Source organism: Psychrobacter sp. H7-1, assembly GCF_904846585.1.
GTDB classification, from domain to species: Bacteria; Pseudomonadota; Gammaproteobacteria; order Pseudomonadales; family Moraxellaceae; genus Psychrobacter; species Psychrobacter raelei.
Genome location: NZ_CAJHBH010000028.1, coordinates 19,474 through 38,725, shown reverse-complemented (window position 1 = coordinate 38,725; position 19,252 = coordinate 19,474). Strand labels below are relative to the sequence as shown.

The window sequence follows — 19,252 nt, the reverse complement described above, 5'->3', positions numbered from 1 at the left end:
TTTTAGCCTCAAAAAACTTACCCATATTTTCCTCTTTTTAAAATTATGGTTATAGTTTTCAGCAGGGCTTAGTCGGTGGGTAGTGACGTTTATTTCTGAAATTTGACATTTATTTCTGAAATTGACATGAGGCGAAGGCATCATCGAGCCAAAACCCATATTCAGCAGCCACGCCATTGGCGATGTCTGAGAAGCTGGCGGTACCTTTATCAGCTGCCACAACCAGATATGGATCATCCTCATCGTGACGCACTGTATTGTCTGGATGCACCACATTGCCATCGACTAAGTTGTCAGTCACATCCAGCATACCGCGTAAGAAGGTCTGATAACACTCAATACCTTCTTTTTGGAACGCTTCTCGGCCATCAGCGGGGCTTTTTTGCTTCACGATAAAGCCGCCTTTTGAGCCTACTGGCACAATCACTGCGTTCTTGACCATTTGTGCTTTAACCAAGCCTAACACTTCGGTACGGAAATCCTCCATACGGTCTGACCAGCGAAGACCACCACGCGCCACTTTTCCGCCGCGTAAGTGAATGGCTTCCACACGTGGGGAGTACACAAAGATCTCAAACATCGGTTTGGGCTTAGGCAGATTGGGGATATCACTGGCCGCAAATTTAAAGGACAAGCGGTCTTTACGATTACCCTCGCTATCACGCTGATAGAAGTTGGTGCGTAGCATGGCATTGATTAAGTCCAAGTACCAATGCAAGATTCTATCTTCATCTAGGCTATCTACTTTAGCCAGCGCCGCTTTTAGCTGCTCTTGGCACGCTTGAGTTTTACTGACTCGTACCTCCTCGCTATAGTCCGGATTCATACGCGCATCGAACAAGTCGGCAATCATAACTGCGATATCGCCATTTTTTACTAAGGTTTGCTGAATATACTGACTTGAGAATGGCGCTTTGGCTTGTAGGATATAGCGCATTAATGCCCGCAGTACCACGACTTCAAATGTACCCAAGCGGGTGGCCAACACCAGCTCATTTAGTGAGTCACTCTCAACACGGCCCGCCCAAATTTGCGCTAGGCTGTCCTCGAACTGCTCACGCACCACTGCCAAATCAATGGTCTTAGCATTACGTATGGTCAGCTCGTACTCTTGCAGCCACATTGACTGCTCAGGCAAATCAAACTCGTAGGTCTGTGCTGAGACCACCAGCACCCCAAAGTTTTCTAAAATCGGTAAGATGTTGGATAAAATGGTGGGCTGATTTAAGCCATAGAGCTTTAGATGCAGCTGATTGCTTTCATCACCAGTAGATTGATACAGCTTCCATATCATAGGATTGCTGTCGCTTAGGCTGGCCAGACGCTTGGTATCAGTCACGCCGGTACGGACATCAAAGCGCTCTTTGTAAGCGGCAGGAATGGTATTTAAATAGCGCTTTAACAGGCTATTGGCTTTTTGCTCACCCAAAGCGGCGACCATAACTTGCTGATACTGATCGCTCCAGTCCTCCATCAGGCCATTGAGCTCATCTTCTAGCTGCTGTAAATCGACCGTATTGATTTGACCAGGCTCGGTACGCACATGCACATGGACGCGGGCATGATATGACTCATCGAACTCGGTGGTAAAGCCAGAGGAAATGCCATTAAAGGCATCTACTAACGCTTGCTGCATCTTAAGACGTAAGCTAGTATTAAACTTATCACGAGGGATATAGACCAGGCACGACACGAAGCGCTGATAGTGATCGACACGGGTAAATAGGCGCAGACGCTTTTTGTCTTTTAGCTGCGCAATACCAGAGACGATGGGATACAGCTCATCAATATTGGCTTGGAACAAGTCATCGCGTGGCAAGCTGTTGATGATGTGCATGTATTTATGATAGTTGTAGCCATTTTTTGGAAAGTCGGCTTGCTCCATAATTTTATTGGCTTTTTCGCGCAGTAACGGAATTTGCTGCACGCTTAGCTGATATGCCTGAGAGGTCAATAAGCCAATAAAGCGGTACTCGCCAATTAGGCGACCTTGCGCATCGTATTTATGAATGCCCAAAAAGTCCATATATACGGGACGATGAATGGGTGACAATTGACTTGATTTTGACAGTAACACCACGCGCGGCATGGTCATTAGCACTTTTAGACTGTCTGGTAGCTGCGCAAAACTTCTGGACGGTGTGTCTTCAGAAACCCCGTTTAATAAGCCCAGACCACTGTTGCCTACAGAAATAAGGTTAATGGTCTTGCCTGCGTCTAAATGCTCCGCATCTAAGTCGGCGTCATTGGCTAGCTCAAGGCTGTCGGCATTGCCCTCTAAGCGATACTCTCTAAAGCCTAAGAAGATAAAATTATCATCAGCAATCCACTGCAAAAAAGCTTTAATTTCATCTGCGCTGCTATACACCTCAGGCACAGGCGTATTATCAAGCTCTTGCTTAATTTCGCTAAGCTTATTGCGCATGGCCTGCCAATCGCCAACCACCGTGTCTAAAGTGGCGATTTTGTTTAAGATGCGCTCACTTAATAACTGCATGGTCTTGCTGTCTGTACGCTCGATTTCGCAGTGAATCAATGACAAGTAGCGGGTATCACTGTCTTGCACACCCTCTACCGCAATAATCTCGTCTGCCTCATTGCGTTTGGCATCAATAATGGTGTTGTGGATGCGGTGTACATCTAGACCTTGTGCCTCAATACACATGGTCAAGGTATCGACCAAAAATGGGCGGTTATACGCGACCAATTGCAACACGGTATGACCACTATGAAAATGCTGCTCTTCGACACTTGGATTGAATAGGCGTAGGGCGGGCTGATTGTTTTGATAAGACTTTAATAGCACAAAGTGGTGCAGCGCCATACCGGCTAAGTCAGCATCTGACTCTTTATCAGCGGTACGGACCGCTAAGCTGCGGTAATAGACCGAAATGAAGTTGTCTACCAAAGCCTTATCTTTATTGACATAGCTTGTGGCAATATTACTTATGTTTTCAAGACGTTCAGCGCTTAAAGCAAGCGTGTTTTTCATTATAAATCCCTTTGAGAGCTTATTTAATTATTGGTTTATTATCGAAATTTAAAACTAGATTTTTGTCTGTTTTAAAGCTAGATTTTACTCCTCCTAGGCTTGAGACTAAAGGGTTTAACAATGTTTCATCATTACCTGTTCATTCATAATTATTAGTAGGCTTTTATTAAACAAACTGCTCTTGTAATCTGATTTTTATTGCTATACATAGCCGTAATTGAGGCCAATATAAGGTAAATATGTGCTAAAATGGTAACTTTCTAGACGACTGGTCTATATTCTCGTATCGGCTTTGTAGTTTCGTCTTGAATTCAATCTGGATTATCCTAACAAATCCTATATAAGCTTTCGGCGACTTTTGCTTCGACCATATAAATACTCATACTGACGAGCTATTACTAACAAACCATATAAACACCATATAAATACCAACGATTTTTATACTCAGCCGACTTTAACCTACTACTTAGCATTTGTCGCAATCTACCAAAACAGGGTGATGCGGCTGTATAACGGATACCTAATTATGAGCTCTTCTACCCCTGATACCGTCGCAGTCCGCCATAAGACTGAGGCAGCAACACTACCTACTATTGAAGCGGATTTTGTGAAAGCCGCTAAAGGCGATACTAAGTCGCATTTGTTGGCCACTGGATATCAACTGCTGGCTCATAAAGGCTTTACTGCGGTCGGTATCAAGCTTATCTTAGATACTGCTGGCGTGCCCAAAGGCTCTTTTTATCATTATTTTGCCTCCAAAGAAGCGTTTGGTGAAGCCATTATTAAAGGCTACTTTGAGCATTATAAAAGCCGTCTTGAGGCCATTTCTAACCAAGATATTAGTGCACAACAAAAACTGTATAACTACTTTCAGTTTTGGTATGACACTCAGCAAAATGGCTGCGATCACGAAAAATGCTTGGTGGTTAAATTAAGTGGTGAGGTGGCCGATATCTCAGACCCTATGCGTGAAGCCTTAGCGGGCGGTTATATGCAGACCATTGGCTGGATTAGCGATCAGATTAAGGCTGGCTGGGAAGATGGCTCTGTGCCTAAGACCGAAAATGTGGCAGCAGAGAGTCTGGCCAAGCGCTGGTACTATGCTTGGTTAGGGGCCAGCTTAATTGCCAAGACCAGTCAGTCTAATATTCCATTATCTGAGGTATGGCAGATGACCACCTCAGAGCTTGGGCGCTAAGCTAAGCTTGCTGAGATGTCGCTTGGCTTATTTTAGTTTTTAGCTTGGTATGTTTTTTAGCTTGGTATGTTTTTTAGCTTAGTATATTTGTTAGTGCGGTGCATCGTTTTTAGCGCAGTGCACTGTGGACACAGCGGCTGTGGCAGCCGGCTCTAGCGTTAGCAGATCGGCTATCATTTTTGGCGCTATCGCTTTGGATATGGTATGCCCCCAACTTTTATTTATCACAAATGATGCAGCATTGTGTTTTAAATGATGTTGTTAACCATTAACTCATCTGTTTAACGCCCTCTTTGATTCCCTTGTTTAGTCCTAATGTAATCCCCTCCTCTCACTCGTTTATAAAAACCGTCCACAAAAGTTAGGTAGTTTTGTAATTTAACTAGACGACCGGTCTAATTAGAGCGTATTATAGCCACAGATAACAAACCTAGTCTTTACCCCTACCTTTACTTTAAGGATTTTTATGAACAACTTTCAATACTTTAACCCTGTGCGTATCGTCTTTGGTGACGGTCAAATTAAAGAGCTGTCCAATCTAGTACCTAACAATGCCCGTGTATTAATTACTTATGGCGGCGGTTCAGCACAGCGTACTGGCACACTTGATGAAGTAAAAGATGCCCTAAATACAGCAGACAGTACTCGTGAAGTTTTTGAATTTGGTGGTATTGAGCCAAACCCTGAGTTCACCACCTTGATGAAAGCCGCTGATATGGTGAATGAGCACCATATCGACTTTATTCTAGCGGTGGGTGGTGGTTCCGTCATTGATGGCAGTAAATTTGTGGCACTGGTCTCACACCTAACACAAGATGATGGTACCGTGTCGCGCGACCAAGCTTGGGAAGCACTCACCAGCTATACCAGAAACATTGATTCAGCGGTTGACTTAGGTGCGGTATTGACTATTCCAGCAACAGGTTCTGAGATGAATTCAGGTGGCGTGATTAATTACAGTGAACGTAAAGCCAAGCTACCCTTTGGTAACCCATTGGCCTATCCGAAGTTCTCAATTTTAGATCCTACTAAGACCTTAACCTTGCCTGAACGTCAAGTAATGAATGGCGTGGCAGATGCCTTTGTCCATGTCATGGAGCAGTATTTAACTTATCCAGTAAATGCTAAAGTCCAAGATGCTTTTGCAGAAAGCTTGCTAAAAATATTAATCAGTGAAGGTCAAGCCGTTAAAGCCAATCCAGAGGATCTGGAAGTACGCAAAAACATCATGTGGACAGCAACCATGGCCTTAAATGGTCTAATTGGTACCGGCGTACCTCAAGACTGGACCACACACATGATTGGTCACGAATTAACCTCTCTACACAGCATCGATCATGCCCGCACGTTAACCATAGTGTTGCCCTCAGTGATGCGTGAGTTAAAAGACAGCAAAAAAGACAAGCTTTTACAATATGCCCGCAATGTCTGGCATATCAGCAGTGACACTACCAAAGACGATGACGCCATCATTGAAGAGGCCATTGTGCACACTGAGCGCTTTTTTAAGGATTTAGGCTTACCGGTAAACCTTGCTGATGCCAACCTAGATGAAAGCGCCATTGAGCCTATTGTTCAGCAGTTACAAGCACATGGTATGACTAAGCTTGGTGAGCATAAGACCAATGATTTAGAAGTTTCACGCCGTATTTTACAGCGTGCAGCCCAAGCTTAATTGCCACTTAAAGCCACTTAGCTTAAGTCATAAATTAGGTACAAAAGCACCACATAGGCACAGCCGCCCTACTCTACAATAAAATAGGTGGCTGCGCCCCCACCTCTAAAGATTTTCAAATAATAAAAATAGCAGTCCATTGATTTGGCTTAAATATAATCTGGCTTCAACAACCGCTGCTGCCTACCTCCCTTAATAACAATAAACTGCATAAATACACCAAGGATTTCCACTTATGAGCTTTGATAATACACCATTTAATACAGCCCAATCAGATACCCTAAACCGTCAAATCAAACTGGCCAGCCGTCCTCATGGCAAGCCAATTGACGATAATTTTGAATTAACGACAACTGACGTACCCCGTGCAGCTGATAATGAAATGTTATTACGCACCCTTTATTTATCGCTTGACCCTTATATGCGTGGTCGTATGAGTGATGCCAAAAGCTATGCCGACCCGCTAGAAGTGGGTGATGTGATGCTTGGTGCTACCGTATCGCAAGTGGTTAGCTCAAACGTTGAGGGCTTTAGCGAAGGCGATATTGTGGTTGCCTATGGCGGCTGGCAAGACTATAGCATCAGTACTGGTGAGGGCGTATATAAATTAACCCAAGAGATGAGCAACCCTTCTTATGGCTTAGGTGTGCTGGGTATGCCAGGCTTCACCGGCTATATGGGATTAACTGATATTGGTAAGCCAAAAGCAGGTGAGACCTTAGTAGTAGGCGCAGCAACCGGTCCAGTCGGTGCGACCGTCGGTCAAGTGGGCAAACTACATAACCTAAAAGTAGTGGGCGTCGCAGGCGGTGCGGATAAATGTAAATACGCCGTTGAAGAGCTCGGCTTTGATGTGTGTCTTGATCACCGCAGCGATGACTTCGAGGCGCAGCTAGCCGCCGCATCTCCTAACGGCATTGATATTTATTATGAAAACGTGGGTGGCCGTGTATTTGATGCGGTACTGCCTCTACTGAATGCGCACGCTCGTATCCCTGTGTGTGGTCTTGCTGCTCATTACAATGAGACCGAGCTGCCTGAAGGCAAAGATCGCTTAAGCCAGCTCATGAGCCTCATCTTAAGACAGCGTCTAACCGTTAAAGGCTTTATTATCTTCGAAGAATATGGTGATAGCTTCCCGCAGTTCTTACAAACCATGGGCAAATGGGTCTCTGAGGGCAAGGTAAAAACCAAAGAGCATATCGTTGATGGCCTACAAAATGCGCCAAAAGGTTTCGTGGATATGTTAGAGGGCAATAACTTCGGCAAAACCGTGGTTAAAGTCGCTGACCCTAAATAACTGAATTTATAAATAAATGACCGAATTTTAAAAACAGATCTTTGCTATAGGATAACTGATGAAAATATTAATGGTGCTTACCTCACATGATAAATTGGCAGAAACGGGTAAAAAAACCGGTTTTTGGTTAGAAGAGTTTGCCGCGCCTTATTACGCCTTTAAAGATGCGGGCGCTGAGATTACTTTGGCCTCACCTGCCGGCGGTCAACCGCCGCTTGACCCAAGCAGTGATACCCCCGACGCTCAAACTAAATACACCGATCGCTTTAAGCAAGATAGCGCAGCCCAAGCGCATTTAGCGACGACTCATAAGCTTGCTGATATCAATGCTGCGGATTATGACGCCGTCTTCTACCCAGGCGGTCATGGCCCCATGTGGGACTTAGCGGTTGATCTCACCTCAATCGCTCTTATCGAAGAATTTGTTAAGTTAGATAAGCCAGTTGCCTTCGTTTGCCACGCACCTGCTGCCTTAAAGAATGTAAAAATCGATGGCGAATACTTGGTAAAAGACAAAAAAGTCACCGGCTTTAGCAACACCGAAGAAGCAGCGGTTGGCCTAACTGATGTGGTGCCGTTCTTACTAGAAGATGCGCTACAAGCAAATGGTGCTCATTACCAAAAAGGTGCGGATTGGCAATCTTACGTGGTCGAAGATGGCATACTTATCACCGGTCAAAACCCCGCCTCATCTGAAGATGCGGCCAAGCGTCTTATTCAACGTCTACAAGCTTAAGACTCATTATTACTAAGGCTAATATCATGATTAAATTACATCACCTCAATCAATCTCGCTCACTGCGCATATTGTGGCTATTAGAAGAGTTGGGTCAACCCTATGAAGTGGTCAGCTATCAACGTGACGCGACCACGCATCTTGCACCACAAAGCCTAAAGCAGGTGCATCCCTTGGGTAAATCACCTGTCATCGAGCTTGATGGCCAAGTGCTTGCAGAGTCTGTGGCGATTACGGAGCTATTAATTGAACGCTTTGCTGCTGATACGTTGCGTCCTGCGCCGCAAAGTGCTGAATATGGCAAATATTTACAGTGGATGAACTTTGCTGAAAGCTCAATCATGGTGCCTTTATTGCTTGAATTATTTGTTAATAAAGCAGGCATCACTGACAATGAGTTTTTGTCAGGCTATATCGCCAAAGAAAAGCATAGTTTATTAAGCTATCTAAATGATGAGCTTGAAGGTAAATCTTTTATCGTATCTGATAAGCTAACCGGTGCCGACTTTATGCTGTCATTTGACTTAATTATGTTGGCACAGCGCGGCTTATTGAATGACTACCCCCATATCAAAGCTTATGCAGATAGCCTATCTAACATTGACAGCTATCAGCGTGCCTTGCAGTTAGAAGCGCAGTATGATGCGTCAAAATAAGCTTTAGTTAAACCATAATGCTTATAAAGACACCGGCCATAAAAAAACAGCTCCTTATGACTAAGAGGCTGTTTTTTTATGCGGTAAACCCAAATCTTTACAAATCAGTGAGTTTTATACCCAAGCTAAAGTCTCTAACAAGAAACATACTTACCTTCGGTATCAATACACATCTGTGCGCCATTGGCTGTATTGCCGACCCAGGCTTTTCCACCCGTGAACATAAAGGGTTGGACACCTTTATAATTAGCACCGCGAATACGCTGAACTGTAGACTCGGTATAGTTAAAAGGAATAACCAACTCACCTGCCAGGTTTACAAATCCCCACTTATCTCCCATACGTACGCCTGCTAACCCTTCAGAAAACGGGGTGACCTGATTAAATGAGAAGGTAATCATCGGCACACCGCTATAGTTAACGAAGCCCCATTTACCATCGCGCTGTTCAGGCTGCCAAATCTCCGGACCCGATGATGCACTCGATGACATTCGAGCAACCACAGGGCCTGAGTTGATGGCCTCTGGACGCTGAAGCGCATTCAGTGCCTCTATTGCTGACTGGCTGGTAGCCACAGTTGTGCGCGGCGCCGTAGTGCTAGGTAGCGGCGCTTTAATATTGGTGGTGGTTTTGACCACAGGTGTTGACGGATTACGAGCCGTTATACTCTGAGTCGCAGCAGATGCAGGCGCTGCAATGGCTTTACCATATGCATCAATCCACTGCGTACCGGCACGGGTCGTAATCTTGGCTCGGTTGCCAGAAAAGTCACTAATACTGACATAATTGGGCGAAAACGGTAACACCACTGTATTGCGAATATCAATTACCCCAAACATACCCCCTTTTTTGACCACAATGCGGTTGCCATTAGCAGCACGAGCCCAGCCTCTGGTTTGACTGTCACCTCGGATGACATCATAGACCGCGGGGATGATTTCTCGGCCCGCTAAGTTAACATAACCAAGCTTACCCATACGCTGCACAGGTATAAGGCCCTCACTAATTTTGCTGACATCGACACCGGTGTAGCGAGACAAGTCAGCAACTCGCCTACCCCTATTGTCTAGTAGTGCTACGGGTTGGCCTGAGTCTTTGAGTGCCAAGAAGTGATTGCTGCTTGAGGTACAAAACACATTGGAGTAGTAGCTTTTGGGCACCTGACAAGCGGCGTAAGCTGGCACACTCATAGCGCCTAATGTGGCAGTCAGTGCAGCGGCTTTAAGCCAAGGGCTGCTCAGTTTTAGCCAGTTATGGGTTTTTGTGGCACTGATAGCTGTAGTATTGGCTTGCGCCGTTTGAGAAGAAAAATGGTTTTTTACACCGTTAACAATTTTTATCATAGCTTTAGATGATGCATGAGGTTGTGAGTTTATAGGATTAAGAAAATAGCAGATATGTGGCGTAGATACCATGTAAATAATAATTTGTTGCAAACAAGTAGTAATAAAGCAAGCCTATTTCGCCTACTTTTTATTATCAATATTTTTAATATTAATCATGGCTTGATACCAACCATAGCTCTATTTGTTTGAACTGATGTGTTATTCCATGCCAAAAAACTTCTGCTCAAGCCAGCGGTTCATAAACACATTATCTGGATCATATATCTGCCTGATTTGCAAAAAACGCTTCATTTGCGGGTATAATACTTGCAGCTCATCACTGCTTAATTTATTTATCTTGCCCCAATGCGGACGGCCCTGCCATTTTTTCATATAGTCATAGAGCCAATTAAATAACGGCTCGCTGTCCATGCCTTTATAGACGTGAAAAGACAATACCGCACAGTCCTCACCCTGAGTTGGGCTTAGCATCCCTATCTCTGCTTTATGAGTGCGTACTTCGATAGGAAAGTGTGAGTGCTTATCATCTTGTAATAAGATGTCGTTAATCTCAGTAATGCATTGATCAAAGTCTGACAGCTTAATAAAATATTCCGACTCATTGAACCTGACCCCACGCGGTGTCGGAAACACTTCATAGCTATAACCTTGCCGGTGGGTATTGGGTATAGAGTTTGCTGATATTTCACTGACCTTTTTGGTCAGCTTAGGGTTCATTCTTGCCAACTCAGAGAGCAGATAAAATGCACCATTGAGTATGACGATACTTTCAAAATAATCTTTGAGCTTTTGTGCTCGGCGCATGGGCTGTGGTGCCACAACAGATAAGGTCTTCTGCTGTATCTTATTGGTGCCTGGGAATAAAAACCACTCCATATGTCTATGAGCACGTGCTGTATCATGAAACCCTGCCAATCCTTGTTCAAAGTCTATTGGCTCATTGCTCTCTTTTAGACCATATAAATCGACCACTTTTAGGGTAAGCTTGGTAAAGACGCCAAGCATGCCCAAGCTGACATGTAACGCATTGCCCAGCTCATCGGTATCCGGGTCGCCTCGATGATGCGTATGCCGCTGACCTTGACCATCTACCCACTCCCACGCCACCACTTGACTGGACAATGAGCCAAGCCCAATACCTGTACCGTGAGTACCCGTACTGACCGCACCTGCGATAGTTTGTGCTTGCACATCACCCATATTCTCAAGTGCCAAGCCATGCTTTGCCAAAGCCGGACCAATCTCATGCAGGTAAGTGCCGGCGTGCAAGGTGACCTGTTTGTTGGGTTTGTCTACTGAGATTATGCCACGCATATTATGCAGGCTAACCGCAATCTCCTCAGGTTTGGCGCAGCCGCTAAAAGAATGTGCAGCGCCGGTAACCCGCACCCGCTTTTTATGTATACGTGCCTGTTTGATGATCTCTTGCAGCGCTTCTACTGAGCTTGGCGAGAGCTTTTGTTCTGGCGTAGCGGTGACATAGCCGGACCAATTCTCCCACTGACGGCTTGCCTGCCAGTGTCTTAATGAAAACACAGTCCCTCTCCTCGATAAGTTGTCATAACTTGAGCAGCGCCTTCTACGATTAGCGGCTTATTGCCACGGTAGCACACCAACTCATTAAAATGCTCAGCCAGCTCGCCCGCTTTGGCATGGCGACACCAGACGGCCTCTCCGATTGTTGGCATATTGCCTTGTTTGATTACTGCCTCATCTACCGCAAATGGGGTTTGAACCTCTCCAAACCCTTCATCGGGCAGTAAGCTTAAGCCTGGAGGATAATGCACCACAGGCACCTTATCGGTACCGATAGCGCCTGAGGCAATAAAGCCGCCCCCTTGACAAGTAATGACCCGCTTTTCAGGCTGACGAGTGACTGGCAACACAAAGCCTGCCGCCGGCTTAAATTGCTGCATACTGTCCATATAATCAAAATAGGCCGGCTTATAATACGCAGAACCCACCGTAATCTCAGTCACTTCAGGCTGGCTTGAGGTAAAGTCCATACTGCCACTGCCGCCACCATTGACCAATTTAAGCGGATACCCCTGTTTATTAATCCAGTGCACCATACTTGCTCGGCGGCGACTGACTTGTCTTTTTGAGCTATTTTTTAACAGCTTAATTGCCGGCGTAATCAGTGACTTACCCGGCAGATGCTCTGCCAGTCCAGCAATTTGAGCCTCATAACCCATCATTGCAGTGATTGTTATATGCGATAAAGAGCCTGCTTGTTCTATAAGCGTTTTGACATCGCTTTTGCGCATCAAGGCGGAGCGCTTAGTACCAAAATATAGCTTAGGCAGTGGCATAGACATATTGATATCTAAGCAAACCTCAACGGATTGCTGCTGCTGTTTGCCTATCTCATTTAGCAGATGCAAATGCTCAATGCGATCAGCCATCCAAATCATAGTCGCCCCTTGCTGATTATATTTCAGGGCTTCTGCCATGCTTGCTCTGTCTAAAGTTGGATAAGCACATAGGATATTATCAAAGCCATTTTGCAGCAGGTACACAGACTCAGCAGCGCTGTAAGACATAAGGCCAATAAAGTGGGGGGTGTGTTTTTGGATATAACGCAAGACATCCATAGAGCGAATTGACTTAGTCGCAATGCGTAGCTTAACCGCTTGGGTCTTTTGATTGACCAATTTAATATTATGATCGAGTGCATCCATATCTAGCCAAGCACTCACCCTTGGCGGTGCTGGTAGTTGGGCAAAGTCCATTTTTGCTCTCCTGTATAATAACTTCATCACAATCACAGCTCGGTTTATCGCCTACCACCGAATATTATCATTTTATACTAACAGATTATGTTAGCCAAAGCGTTAAAACATAAAAAAAGCAAGGCAGCGCTGAAGCCTGCCTTGCTCATATGTTGTCTCGTATAAAATTTTTATAGGCATAAATGACACATCATGTCGTGTCAGGCTGAAAGACCTAGGATAGCGCTTCAAAGTGTTGTTGAATGTAGGCTTGACCTTCAATATCTAAACACTGAGCTAGGCTGCGACTCCACTGCGGCTTGCGGTCTTTGTCTATCAGTAAAGCACGTACCCCTTCACTAAAGTCAGGATAATTGACGCAGTGCAGCGCCACATTGGTTTCAAGTGCCATAATTTCGGTTAATGACAAGTTGTGGGCGCGCTGATACATCTCGTAAGTAATGGCTTTGGTCACCGGACAACCATAGTGATAATTCCCCACGGCCGCCTGAAACCAGGCACTGCTGGCAAACTCTGGATAAAACTGCTCAATGGCCGAGTCCGACTGCAAAATAGCATCAATTTTATCCAGACCGCCACAGCTCATTAAGCGCTGTATCGGCACCATAAACTTAGCAATATTGCTTGGTGCAAATTCGACGCTTTTAACAGATTGCTTGCTAAACTCGCTGAGGGTTTTGGTCGTGATTTGATGCAGCTTACTGCTTAGGCTATTTAGAGTGGGTTGACCCAAAGCCTCGCGCCAATCTGCCTCACATAAGCTTTGCAGCATGGCATCAAAGTGTTGGCTGCTCATTTTAAAATCAGCCAAATTACACAGCAGTGCGTCATTGGCGTTGGCGTCCGCACCGGTCAAGCCCATAAACAGACCGGTCTTGGCAGGAAATCGTTGTAAAAACCAGCTGCCTGTCGCATCAGGAAACAGGCCGATATTCACCTCTGGCATCGCCGCACGGGTGGTCTCGGTCACAATGCGGTGGCTGCTACTGCTTAATAACCCCATGCCGCCGCCCATCACAATACCGCTGCCCCAGATAATAATGGGCTTGTGATACTCATGCATTTGAGTGTCTAAATGATACTCACTGGCGAAAAAATCAATGGCCTCTGGCGGCGCAATGCCCTCTTTATCCCACTGCTGGCGAGCTTGATACAACTGACGGATATCGCCACCGGCACATAATGCGCGCTCGCCTGCCCCGCGTATCACCACTGCCACAAGATTATCAAGCTTCTCCCACTGTGTCAGCTGTGCGCTTATTAGCTTGCACATGTGAGTGCTTAACGCATTGAGCGATTTTTCACGGTTTAAGCGCACCAAGCCGATGATTAGGCCTTGCTTAATTTGGATGCGTTCAAATACCACTTCTTCGCTATCAGCAGCCATTATGCCCTGAGCTGCTTCACTTTTATCATTAAATTGCATGTCAATATTTGCCCCAGTTTCAATAATTTTATAAATAAAAAAGATAACAGCAATGACCATAAGCACAATTAACCGGCTTATGGCCTTGATGCCTGTGCTTGCTTTATCCTTATTAGTGGGTGTGACATTTGCCCATTATCACACCTATTTTTCATAAGGGGGCTATACTAACATATTGATATTTACACAAAAAGCCGCAGCATAAGGGCTACGGCTTTTATTTTTATATCTCATTCATTGAAGCAATCATTGAATTGCGCTTCCTGATGATCTGCTTAACTTAAATGGTTGTTTGACCCACATATAGCTCACGCATGACTTTTTTGTCATGTTTGCCCACTGAAGTCTTTGGTAATTCATCAACAATCTTGTAGTATTCAGGCACGCCATACTTTGGAATCATGCCTTTTTCGGCGGCTTTTTCGGCAATGGCTTTAATGTCCTCAACCGTTACATCCTGGCAGTTTGGCTTTAACACAATCGCTGCCAGTGGACGCTCGCCCCATTTCTCATCGCGCACACCGATAACGGCCACGTCTGCGACAGCAGGGTGTAGTGATAAAATGGTCTCAATCTCCAAGGACGATATCCACTCACCACCCGACTTAATCACATCTTTTAAGCGGTCGGTAATCTTTAAGGTACCATCTTCAGTCATAAAGGCGATATCTTGAGTATGCATATAGCCGCCTTGCCACAGCTCCACGCCAGCATCGGCATTTTTGAAATAGCTCTGGGTCAACCAAGGCGCGCGCAGTACCAGCTCCCCGGTTTGCTTACCATCGTGCGGTAGCGCATTGCCATCACCATCCCAAATTTTGGCCTCCACCATTATGACCGGCTTGCCGGTTAGGCTACGTCGCTTCGCCTCTTCCTCTAGACTCATCTCAGGATCATCTGATCTAAATTCAGTCAAACTAATCAGTGGCGCCGTCTCCGACATGCCATAGCCGGTATATACCTCAATGCCGGCTGACAGGGCTGTTTTTGCCAAGCCTTCGGTTAAGCGTGAGCCGCCAATGATCATTTTTAGACCATCAAAGCGCTTGCCTTCAGCTTCTGCTTGCTTCAGTAACATCTGCAAAATAGTCGGTACGCAGTGGGTGATACTCACCTTCTCGGTTTCAATTAAGTTTAGCATCACATCAGGCATATAACGACCCGGATACACCTGCTTCATGCCCAGCATGGTTGCGGTATAAGGAAAGCCCCATGCCAGCACATGGAACATGGGTGTCATCGGCATATACACATCACCAAGCACTAACCCTTGCTTTTGTGGCAATATACCCAAGGTTGCCGCTTCTGCTAACGCATGCAGTACAATTTGACGGTGACTAAAGAACACCCCTTTAGGATTGCCCGTGGTGCCTGAGGTATAAAAGGTGGTGGCAATGGTGTTTTCATCAAAGTCTTGAAACTCAAACTCATCACTGGCCTCGGCAAGCAGCGCTTCATACTCACCTAACAACCGTGCTTGGTTATTACCAAACACGCCCTCACTACTAACCCCATTGTCATCGAGCCAAATAATATGCTCAATCGACGAGTTCTCAAACTGATAGTCTTTTACCATAGGCGCAAACTCAGAGTTTAGCAGCAGCACTCTGGGCTTGGCATGGTTAATGGTGTACAGCACTTTGTCTGGAGACAAGCGGATGTTGACGGTCTGCAGCACATACTGCGACATGGGAATGGCAAAGTAAGACTCCAAAAAGCGGTGGCTGTCCCAGTCCATCACCGCCACCACATCCCCTTTATCTAAATTAAGACTGTCTAGGACATTGGCAAGCTTACCGATACGTGAGAACAGCTCCGTATAGGTCATGCGTTTTTTATCCGCATAGACAATTTCTTCATTTTGCGAAGTGACTTTTGAGCGGTTTAATAACTGCTTGATGGTCAGTGGAAATTGGTAAGCATGGGCAGCGGCGTTGTAATGATTCATCATTCTAATTCCTTTTAAGTGTATTTCGTTAATGCCCCTACTGTAATACATTCAGTGTTCGATTTCTATAAATGTCTAAAAAACAAGTCAATAATTTAGCGTATCGTTGTATTCAACTGGCGTTTGTTGTCCAAGAGCGCCGCCTATGGATCAGACATTTTTAGCCGCTATTTACAAACAGCAAGAACAATTGCGCTTGGTTTTTGACATTTTTCCAATGCCAGGGTTAAAGCTATTGGTGGGATCTAAGCGCTGATAGAAGTTTTGCAAATCAGGCTCTGCTTCATATAAGTGACCCACATTATGCTCAGCAGGATATTTGGCCCCTCTGGTGTTTAAAAGCTCAAGCATGAGGTGTTTGACCTGCTGAGCATCGCTGCCTTTTTTTAAGATATAGTCTTGATGGAACACGTAACAAAAGAAATGTCCGTAATACAGCTTCTTCTCCAAATGCTGATTAATCTCTTCTGGTAGCGCTTCAAACCAAGCTAACTCATTACGAGGAATGGCGATGTCTAGTGCCAATATATCGCCGACCTCCTCTTGATGTATCACCTCATATCTTAAAGCGGCGCCAGCAGCGGCAAAACGATGTAAAAACGCACTTTCTGATTCCTCATCGCTGCACTCAAAATAATCTCCGGTTGTCGAGTCAGCAAAAAACTTCTCCAAGAATACCTGAGCCTCTATTATGCCTGCATCGCTCATTTTTAGGATAAGATGATGCTCGTACTTATTGCGATATTGCGTCATTCGCTTGGGCAAATGGTTGGGGAAAATATTGGCAATAAACTGCATCACTTTATCGGTGAAATGTTTTGGCATCCAAGACCATTTGTTCAGCTTCGCATCAATAGCGCCTTTGATGGAGAACAATCTGGGCAAGGTATCGGTGCCTAAATGCTTAATACTTAAAAAAGTATCTTTGCCGTATTTGGTTGAGACATCGAAGATATCACGGTGCATATACTCGCCAACTTCAGGAATGTGGGTAAAGCCTGAGAGTATCTGTCGTCTTAACTGTGCAAGCTCACCAATACTATTGCTGCCGATATAAAACGTTTTTTCTTGGGCAGCTATTGGATAAGTATCTAGGCGCACTGCAAAAACTGCCAGCTTGCCGGCGCAGCCACTGGCCTCATAAAGTCTTCTTTTGTCTGCATTAAAGCGGCTTGGCGTATCTGCATCGACATCTTTGACACGGGCCACATACTCTTTGTCCGAAGCCATTTTGCCATTATCTGACAGCTTGGTTTTATCAAAATTACCGGTTTGTAGATTGGTTAGGATTTGCTCTGGCGACGTCCCAAGATCGATATTTAAGTGATTGACCAATATCAGCTCACCTTGTTCATTGATTTGAGCAAATAACGCCAGCTCAGTGTAAGCCGGTCCTCTTTTTACCAAAGCGCCACCTGAATTATTCGACACGCCGCCCACGATAGTCGCGCCCAAAGTCGATGATCCTATCACTGAGTGCGGCGCTCTATTGACCGCCTTGAGCTGCTTTTGTAACTGATGCAATGTGGCGCCTGGCAAGCTGATGACCTGCTGGTTATTATTGACCAAATACAGCTGATTTAAGGCCAGTGTATTAATAACAATAACCGGTCGATCATAATCCTCGCCGTTGGGTGCTGAGCCTTCTGTCAGACCTGTTTTGGCCGCTTGCATGATGATAATGCAGTCGCCTGCCACACAGACCTCTAAGCTTTGCCAAATCTGCAGCAAAGTCTGCGGAAACAATACCGCCAAAGCACTGCCGCCACCAGAGCGCCATCCCATTCGGTAGTATTCGTTTTTTGTGGGATCTGCTTGTATATTAGCCGCACCCAACAGTTGGGTGAGCTGTTGCAGCACTTGATCGGGCGTCAGTGTACCCAAAGTCACCCGCTTTGAGGGGAAAATATGATCCGTACTGCCTGCTGATTGAATATCGCTCATAACATCAATGCCCTTGATAATTAAGAATATAAAGTACTGCCCTCACAATGACACCGGTGCATATCGTGTCTCTGAATGTCGCAGCTGACGAGAGTAAAATGCTCTATAGCATTCTACTGGCTACTTAGGGAGTGATATATTGCCAAAACGGATAAGGTTATTTTCCTTTTTTGCTATAATCACCAGTCTATTACGCCCATTGGAGAACAAATATGGTCAAAGCTGATGATATGGTGTTATTCGTCCAAGTGGTCGATGACGGCTCATTTTCTAAAGCCGCTGACAAACTGGGTTTAACCAACTCGGTGGTGAGCAAACGTATTGCTCGACTTGAGGAGAGTTTAAATACGCAGCTCTTGTACAGAACCACCAGAAAGCTGAGCTTGACTGATGCCGGACGGACGCTGTATCACAAAGCAAAAATTGCTCAGTCAGCTTTTCAAGAAGCGCAAAATGCGGTGACCCGTTACGGTGAAGATATGAAGGGGCTAATACGTATTACCATGCCTGTGGTCTCCGCCAATTTATTATTGAGCGATGCTATTGCTGATTTTTGCAAAAAGTATCCTGACATCTCAGTGGAGCTTAATATCACCAATCGACTGGTAGATCTCATAGAAGAAGGATTTGATTTGGCAATCAGAACCGCCAAACTTGAGGACTCATCCTTGATTGCCAGACGCCTTATAGACAGCCAATGGATAATCTGTGCCGCCCCAGAGTACTTAAAGCAGCATGGTACCCCTAAGACACCTGATGATCTGATACACCATGAGTGCTTGATGTATAAATTTAATAATGGTTATAGCAGCGCATGGCCTTTGTATATCGAGGGCACGGAGCAATTACTGGCTATAAATGGCCGCTTTCTTAGCAATCACTTAAGCGCTATCAAACAAGCGGCACTTGCTAACTTAGGCATCGCCTTTTTACCTCAAGCGCTAGTATATGATGAACTAAAGCGACAGACACTGGTTCAGATTTTAAGCCGCTTTACCCGCAAAAAAATGGGCATGTACGCCGTTTATCCCAAAGCTCGGCAGCCAGATCAAAAGCTAAAACGGTTGGTTGATCATTTGGGTGAAGCCTTGCGGCAAAAACAGGCTTATTATTGTTAATGCCAGCCGTAAGCACCTCACAAACTTGGTATAAAAAGACACAAATTATCTTATTTTGTGCATTTTTATACCCATAATCGACAGCTATACTTCTACCTTGTCTACGCCTTAAAACCCATGACACCATTTTTTGTCTAAACGATAAGCTTAACACAGTAAGGCTGTATCTAACTTAGCCTCT

General features: G+C 45.2%; 13 protein-coding genes. 6 read left to right on the top strand and 7 right to left on the bottom strand.

Annotation, left to right across the window (positions count from 1 at the left end):
- Positions 1 to 109: 109 nt before the first annotated feature.
- Positions 110 to 2,992, bottom strand: a complete 2,883-nt coding sequence (locus tag JMX92_RS09170; protein ID WP_227675329.1) for an NAD-glutamate dehydrogenase domain-containing protein — start codon at positions 2,990 to 2,992, stop codon at positions 110 to 112.
- A 607-nt stretch (positions 2,993 to 3,599) separates the two neighbouring features.
- On the opposite strand from JMX92_RS09170, the gene JMX92_RS09165 reads away from it, so the two are divergent.
- From JMX92_RS09165 to JMX92_RS09145, 5 genes are all read left to right on the top strand, one after another.
- Positions 3,600 to 4,190, top strand: a complete 591-nt coding sequence (locus JMX92_RS09165) for a TetR/AcrR family transcriptional regulator (RefSeq protein WP_011960356.1) — start codon at positions 3,600 to 3,602, stop codon at positions 4,188 to 4,190.
- A 466-nt stretch (positions 4,191 to 4,656) separates the two neighbouring features.
- The gene (locus JMX92_RS09160; protein WP_155587132.1) at positions 4,657 to 5,865 is read left to right on the top strand and encodes an iron-containing alcohol dehydrogenase; all 1,209 of its coding nucleotides are present in this window, start codon (positions 4,657 to 4,659) and stop codon (positions 5,863 to 5,865) included.
- A gap of 235 nt (positions 5,866 to 6,100) precedes the next feature.
- Positions 6,101 to 7,165: an NADP-dependent oxidoreductase gene (locus JMX92_RS09155; protein ID WP_201545309.1), complete on the top strand. Its 1,065-nt coding sequence runs from the start codon at positions 6,101 to 6,103 to the stop codon at positions 7,163 to 7,165.
- Between the two features lie 58 nt (positions 7,166 to 7,223).
- Positions 7,224 to 7,901, top strand: a complete 678-nt coding sequence (locus JMX92_RS09150; protein ID WP_201545308.1) for a type 1 glutamine amidotransferase domain-containing protein — start codon at positions 7,224 to 7,226, stop codon at positions 7,899 to 7,901.
- Positions 7,902 to 7,927: 26 nt separating this feature from the next.
- Positions 7,928 to 8,557 carry a glutathione S-transferase family protein gene (locus JMX92_RS09145; protein WP_201545307.1) on the top strand — a complete coding sequence of 210 codons (630 nt, stop codon included), beginning with the start codon at positions 7,928 to 7,930 and terminating at the stop codon, positions 8,555 to 8,557.
- Between the two features lie 134 nt (positions 8,558 to 8,691).
- Here the strand turns inward: JMX92_RS09145 and JMX92_RS09140 are convergent, their stop codons facing one another.
- The 6 genes from JMX92_RS09140 to dld all read right to left on the bottom strand — a co-directional run bounded on the left by JMX92_RS09140 (position 8,692) and on the right by dld (position 17,893).
- Entirely contained in the window at positions 8,692 to 9,900 is a 1,209-nt protein-coding gene (locus tag JMX92_RS09140; protein ID WP_227675328.1) for a WG repeat-containing protein, read from the bottom strand.
- Between the two features lie 201 nt (positions 9,901 to 10,101).
- Entirely contained in the window at positions 10,102 to 11,439 is a 1,338-nt protein-coding gene (locus JMX92_RS09135; protein ID WP_201545305.1) for a D-arabinono-1,4-lactone oxidase, read from the bottom strand.
- Complete coding sequence (locus JMX92_RS09130; protein WP_201545304.1) at positions 11,427 to 12,635, bottom strand: alanine racemase; 1,209 nt, start codon at positions 12,633 to 12,635, stop codon at positions 11,427 to 11,429. The genes JMX92_RS09135 and JMX92_RS09130 overlap by 13 nt, the downstream gene beginning before the upstream one ends.
- 214 nt (positions 12,636 to 12,849) lie before the next feature.
- Positions 12,850 to 14,061, bottom strand: a complete 1,212-nt coding sequence (locus JMX92_RS09125; protein WP_227675327.1) for an enoyl-CoA hydratase/isomerase family protein — start codon at positions 14,059 to 14,061, stop codon at positions 12,850 to 12,852.
- A 280-nt stretch (positions 14,062 to 14,341) separates the two neighbouring features.
- On the bottom strand, positions 14,342 to 16,012 hold the full coding sequence (locus tag JMX92_RS09120) for a fatty acid--CoA ligase (RefSeq protein ID WP_011960345.1): 1,671 nt from the start codon (positions 16,010 to 16,012) through the stop codon (positions 14,342 to 14,344).
- Positions 16,013 to 16,180: 168 nt separating this feature from the next.
- A complete protein-coding gene (gene dld / locus JMX92_RS09115) occupies positions 16,181 to 17,893 on the bottom strand; it encodes a D-lactate dehydrogenase (RefSeq protein ID WP_201545311.1) in 1,713 nt (570 codons plus the stop codon).
- A gap of 272 nt (positions 17,894 to 18,165) precedes the next feature.
- Here dld and JMX92_RS09110 point away from each other — a divergent pair, with 272 nt between their 5' ends.
- Positions 18,166 to 19,071, top strand: coding sequence for a LysR family transcriptional regulator (locus tag JMX92_RS09110; protein ID WP_201545301.1), 906 nt, complete (start codon positions 18,166 to 18,168; stop codon positions 19,069 to 19,071).
- Positions 19,072 to 19,252 lie beyond the last annotated feature (181 nt).

Coding starts and splice junctions, on each gene's coding strand:
- JMX92_RS09170 (WP_227675329.1), bottom strand. CDS start 2,992: ATGAAAAACACGCTTGCTTTAAGCGCTGAACGTCTTGAAAACATAAGT.
- JMX92_RS09160 (WP_155587132.1), top strand. CDS start 4,657: ATGAACAACTTTCAATACTTTAACCCTGTGCGTATCGTCTTTGGTGAC.
- JMX92_RS09155 (WP_201545309.1), top strand. CDS start 6,101: ATGAGCTTTGATAATACACCATTTAATACAGCCCAATCAGATACCCTA.
- JMX92_RS09150 (WP_201545308.1), top strand. CDS start 7,224: ATGAAAATATTAATGGTGCTTACCTCACATGATAAATTGGCAGAAACG.
- JMX92_RS09145 (WP_201545307.1), top strand. CDS start 7,928: ATGATTAAATTACATCACCTCAATCAATCTCGCTCACTGCGCATATTG.
- JMX92_RS09140 (WP_227675328.1), bottom strand. CDS start 9,900: ATGATAAAAATTGTTAACGGTGTAAAAAACCATTTTTCTTCTCAAACG.
- JMX92_RS09130 (WP_201545304.1), bottom strand. CDS start 12,635: ATGGACTTTGCCCAACTACCAGCACCGCCAAGGGTGAGTGCTTGGCTA.
- JMX92_RS09125 (WP_227675327.1), bottom strand. CDS start 14,061: ATGCAATTTAATGATAAAAGTGAAGCAGCTCAGGGCATAATGGCTGCT.
- JMX92_RS09120 (WP_011960345.1), bottom strand. CDS start 16,012: ATGATGAATCATTACAACGCCGCTGCCCATGCTTACCAATTTCCACTG.
- JMX92_RS09110 (WP_201545301.1), top strand. CDS start 18,166: ATGGTCAAAGCTGATGATATGGTGTTATTCGTCCAAGTGGTCGATGAC.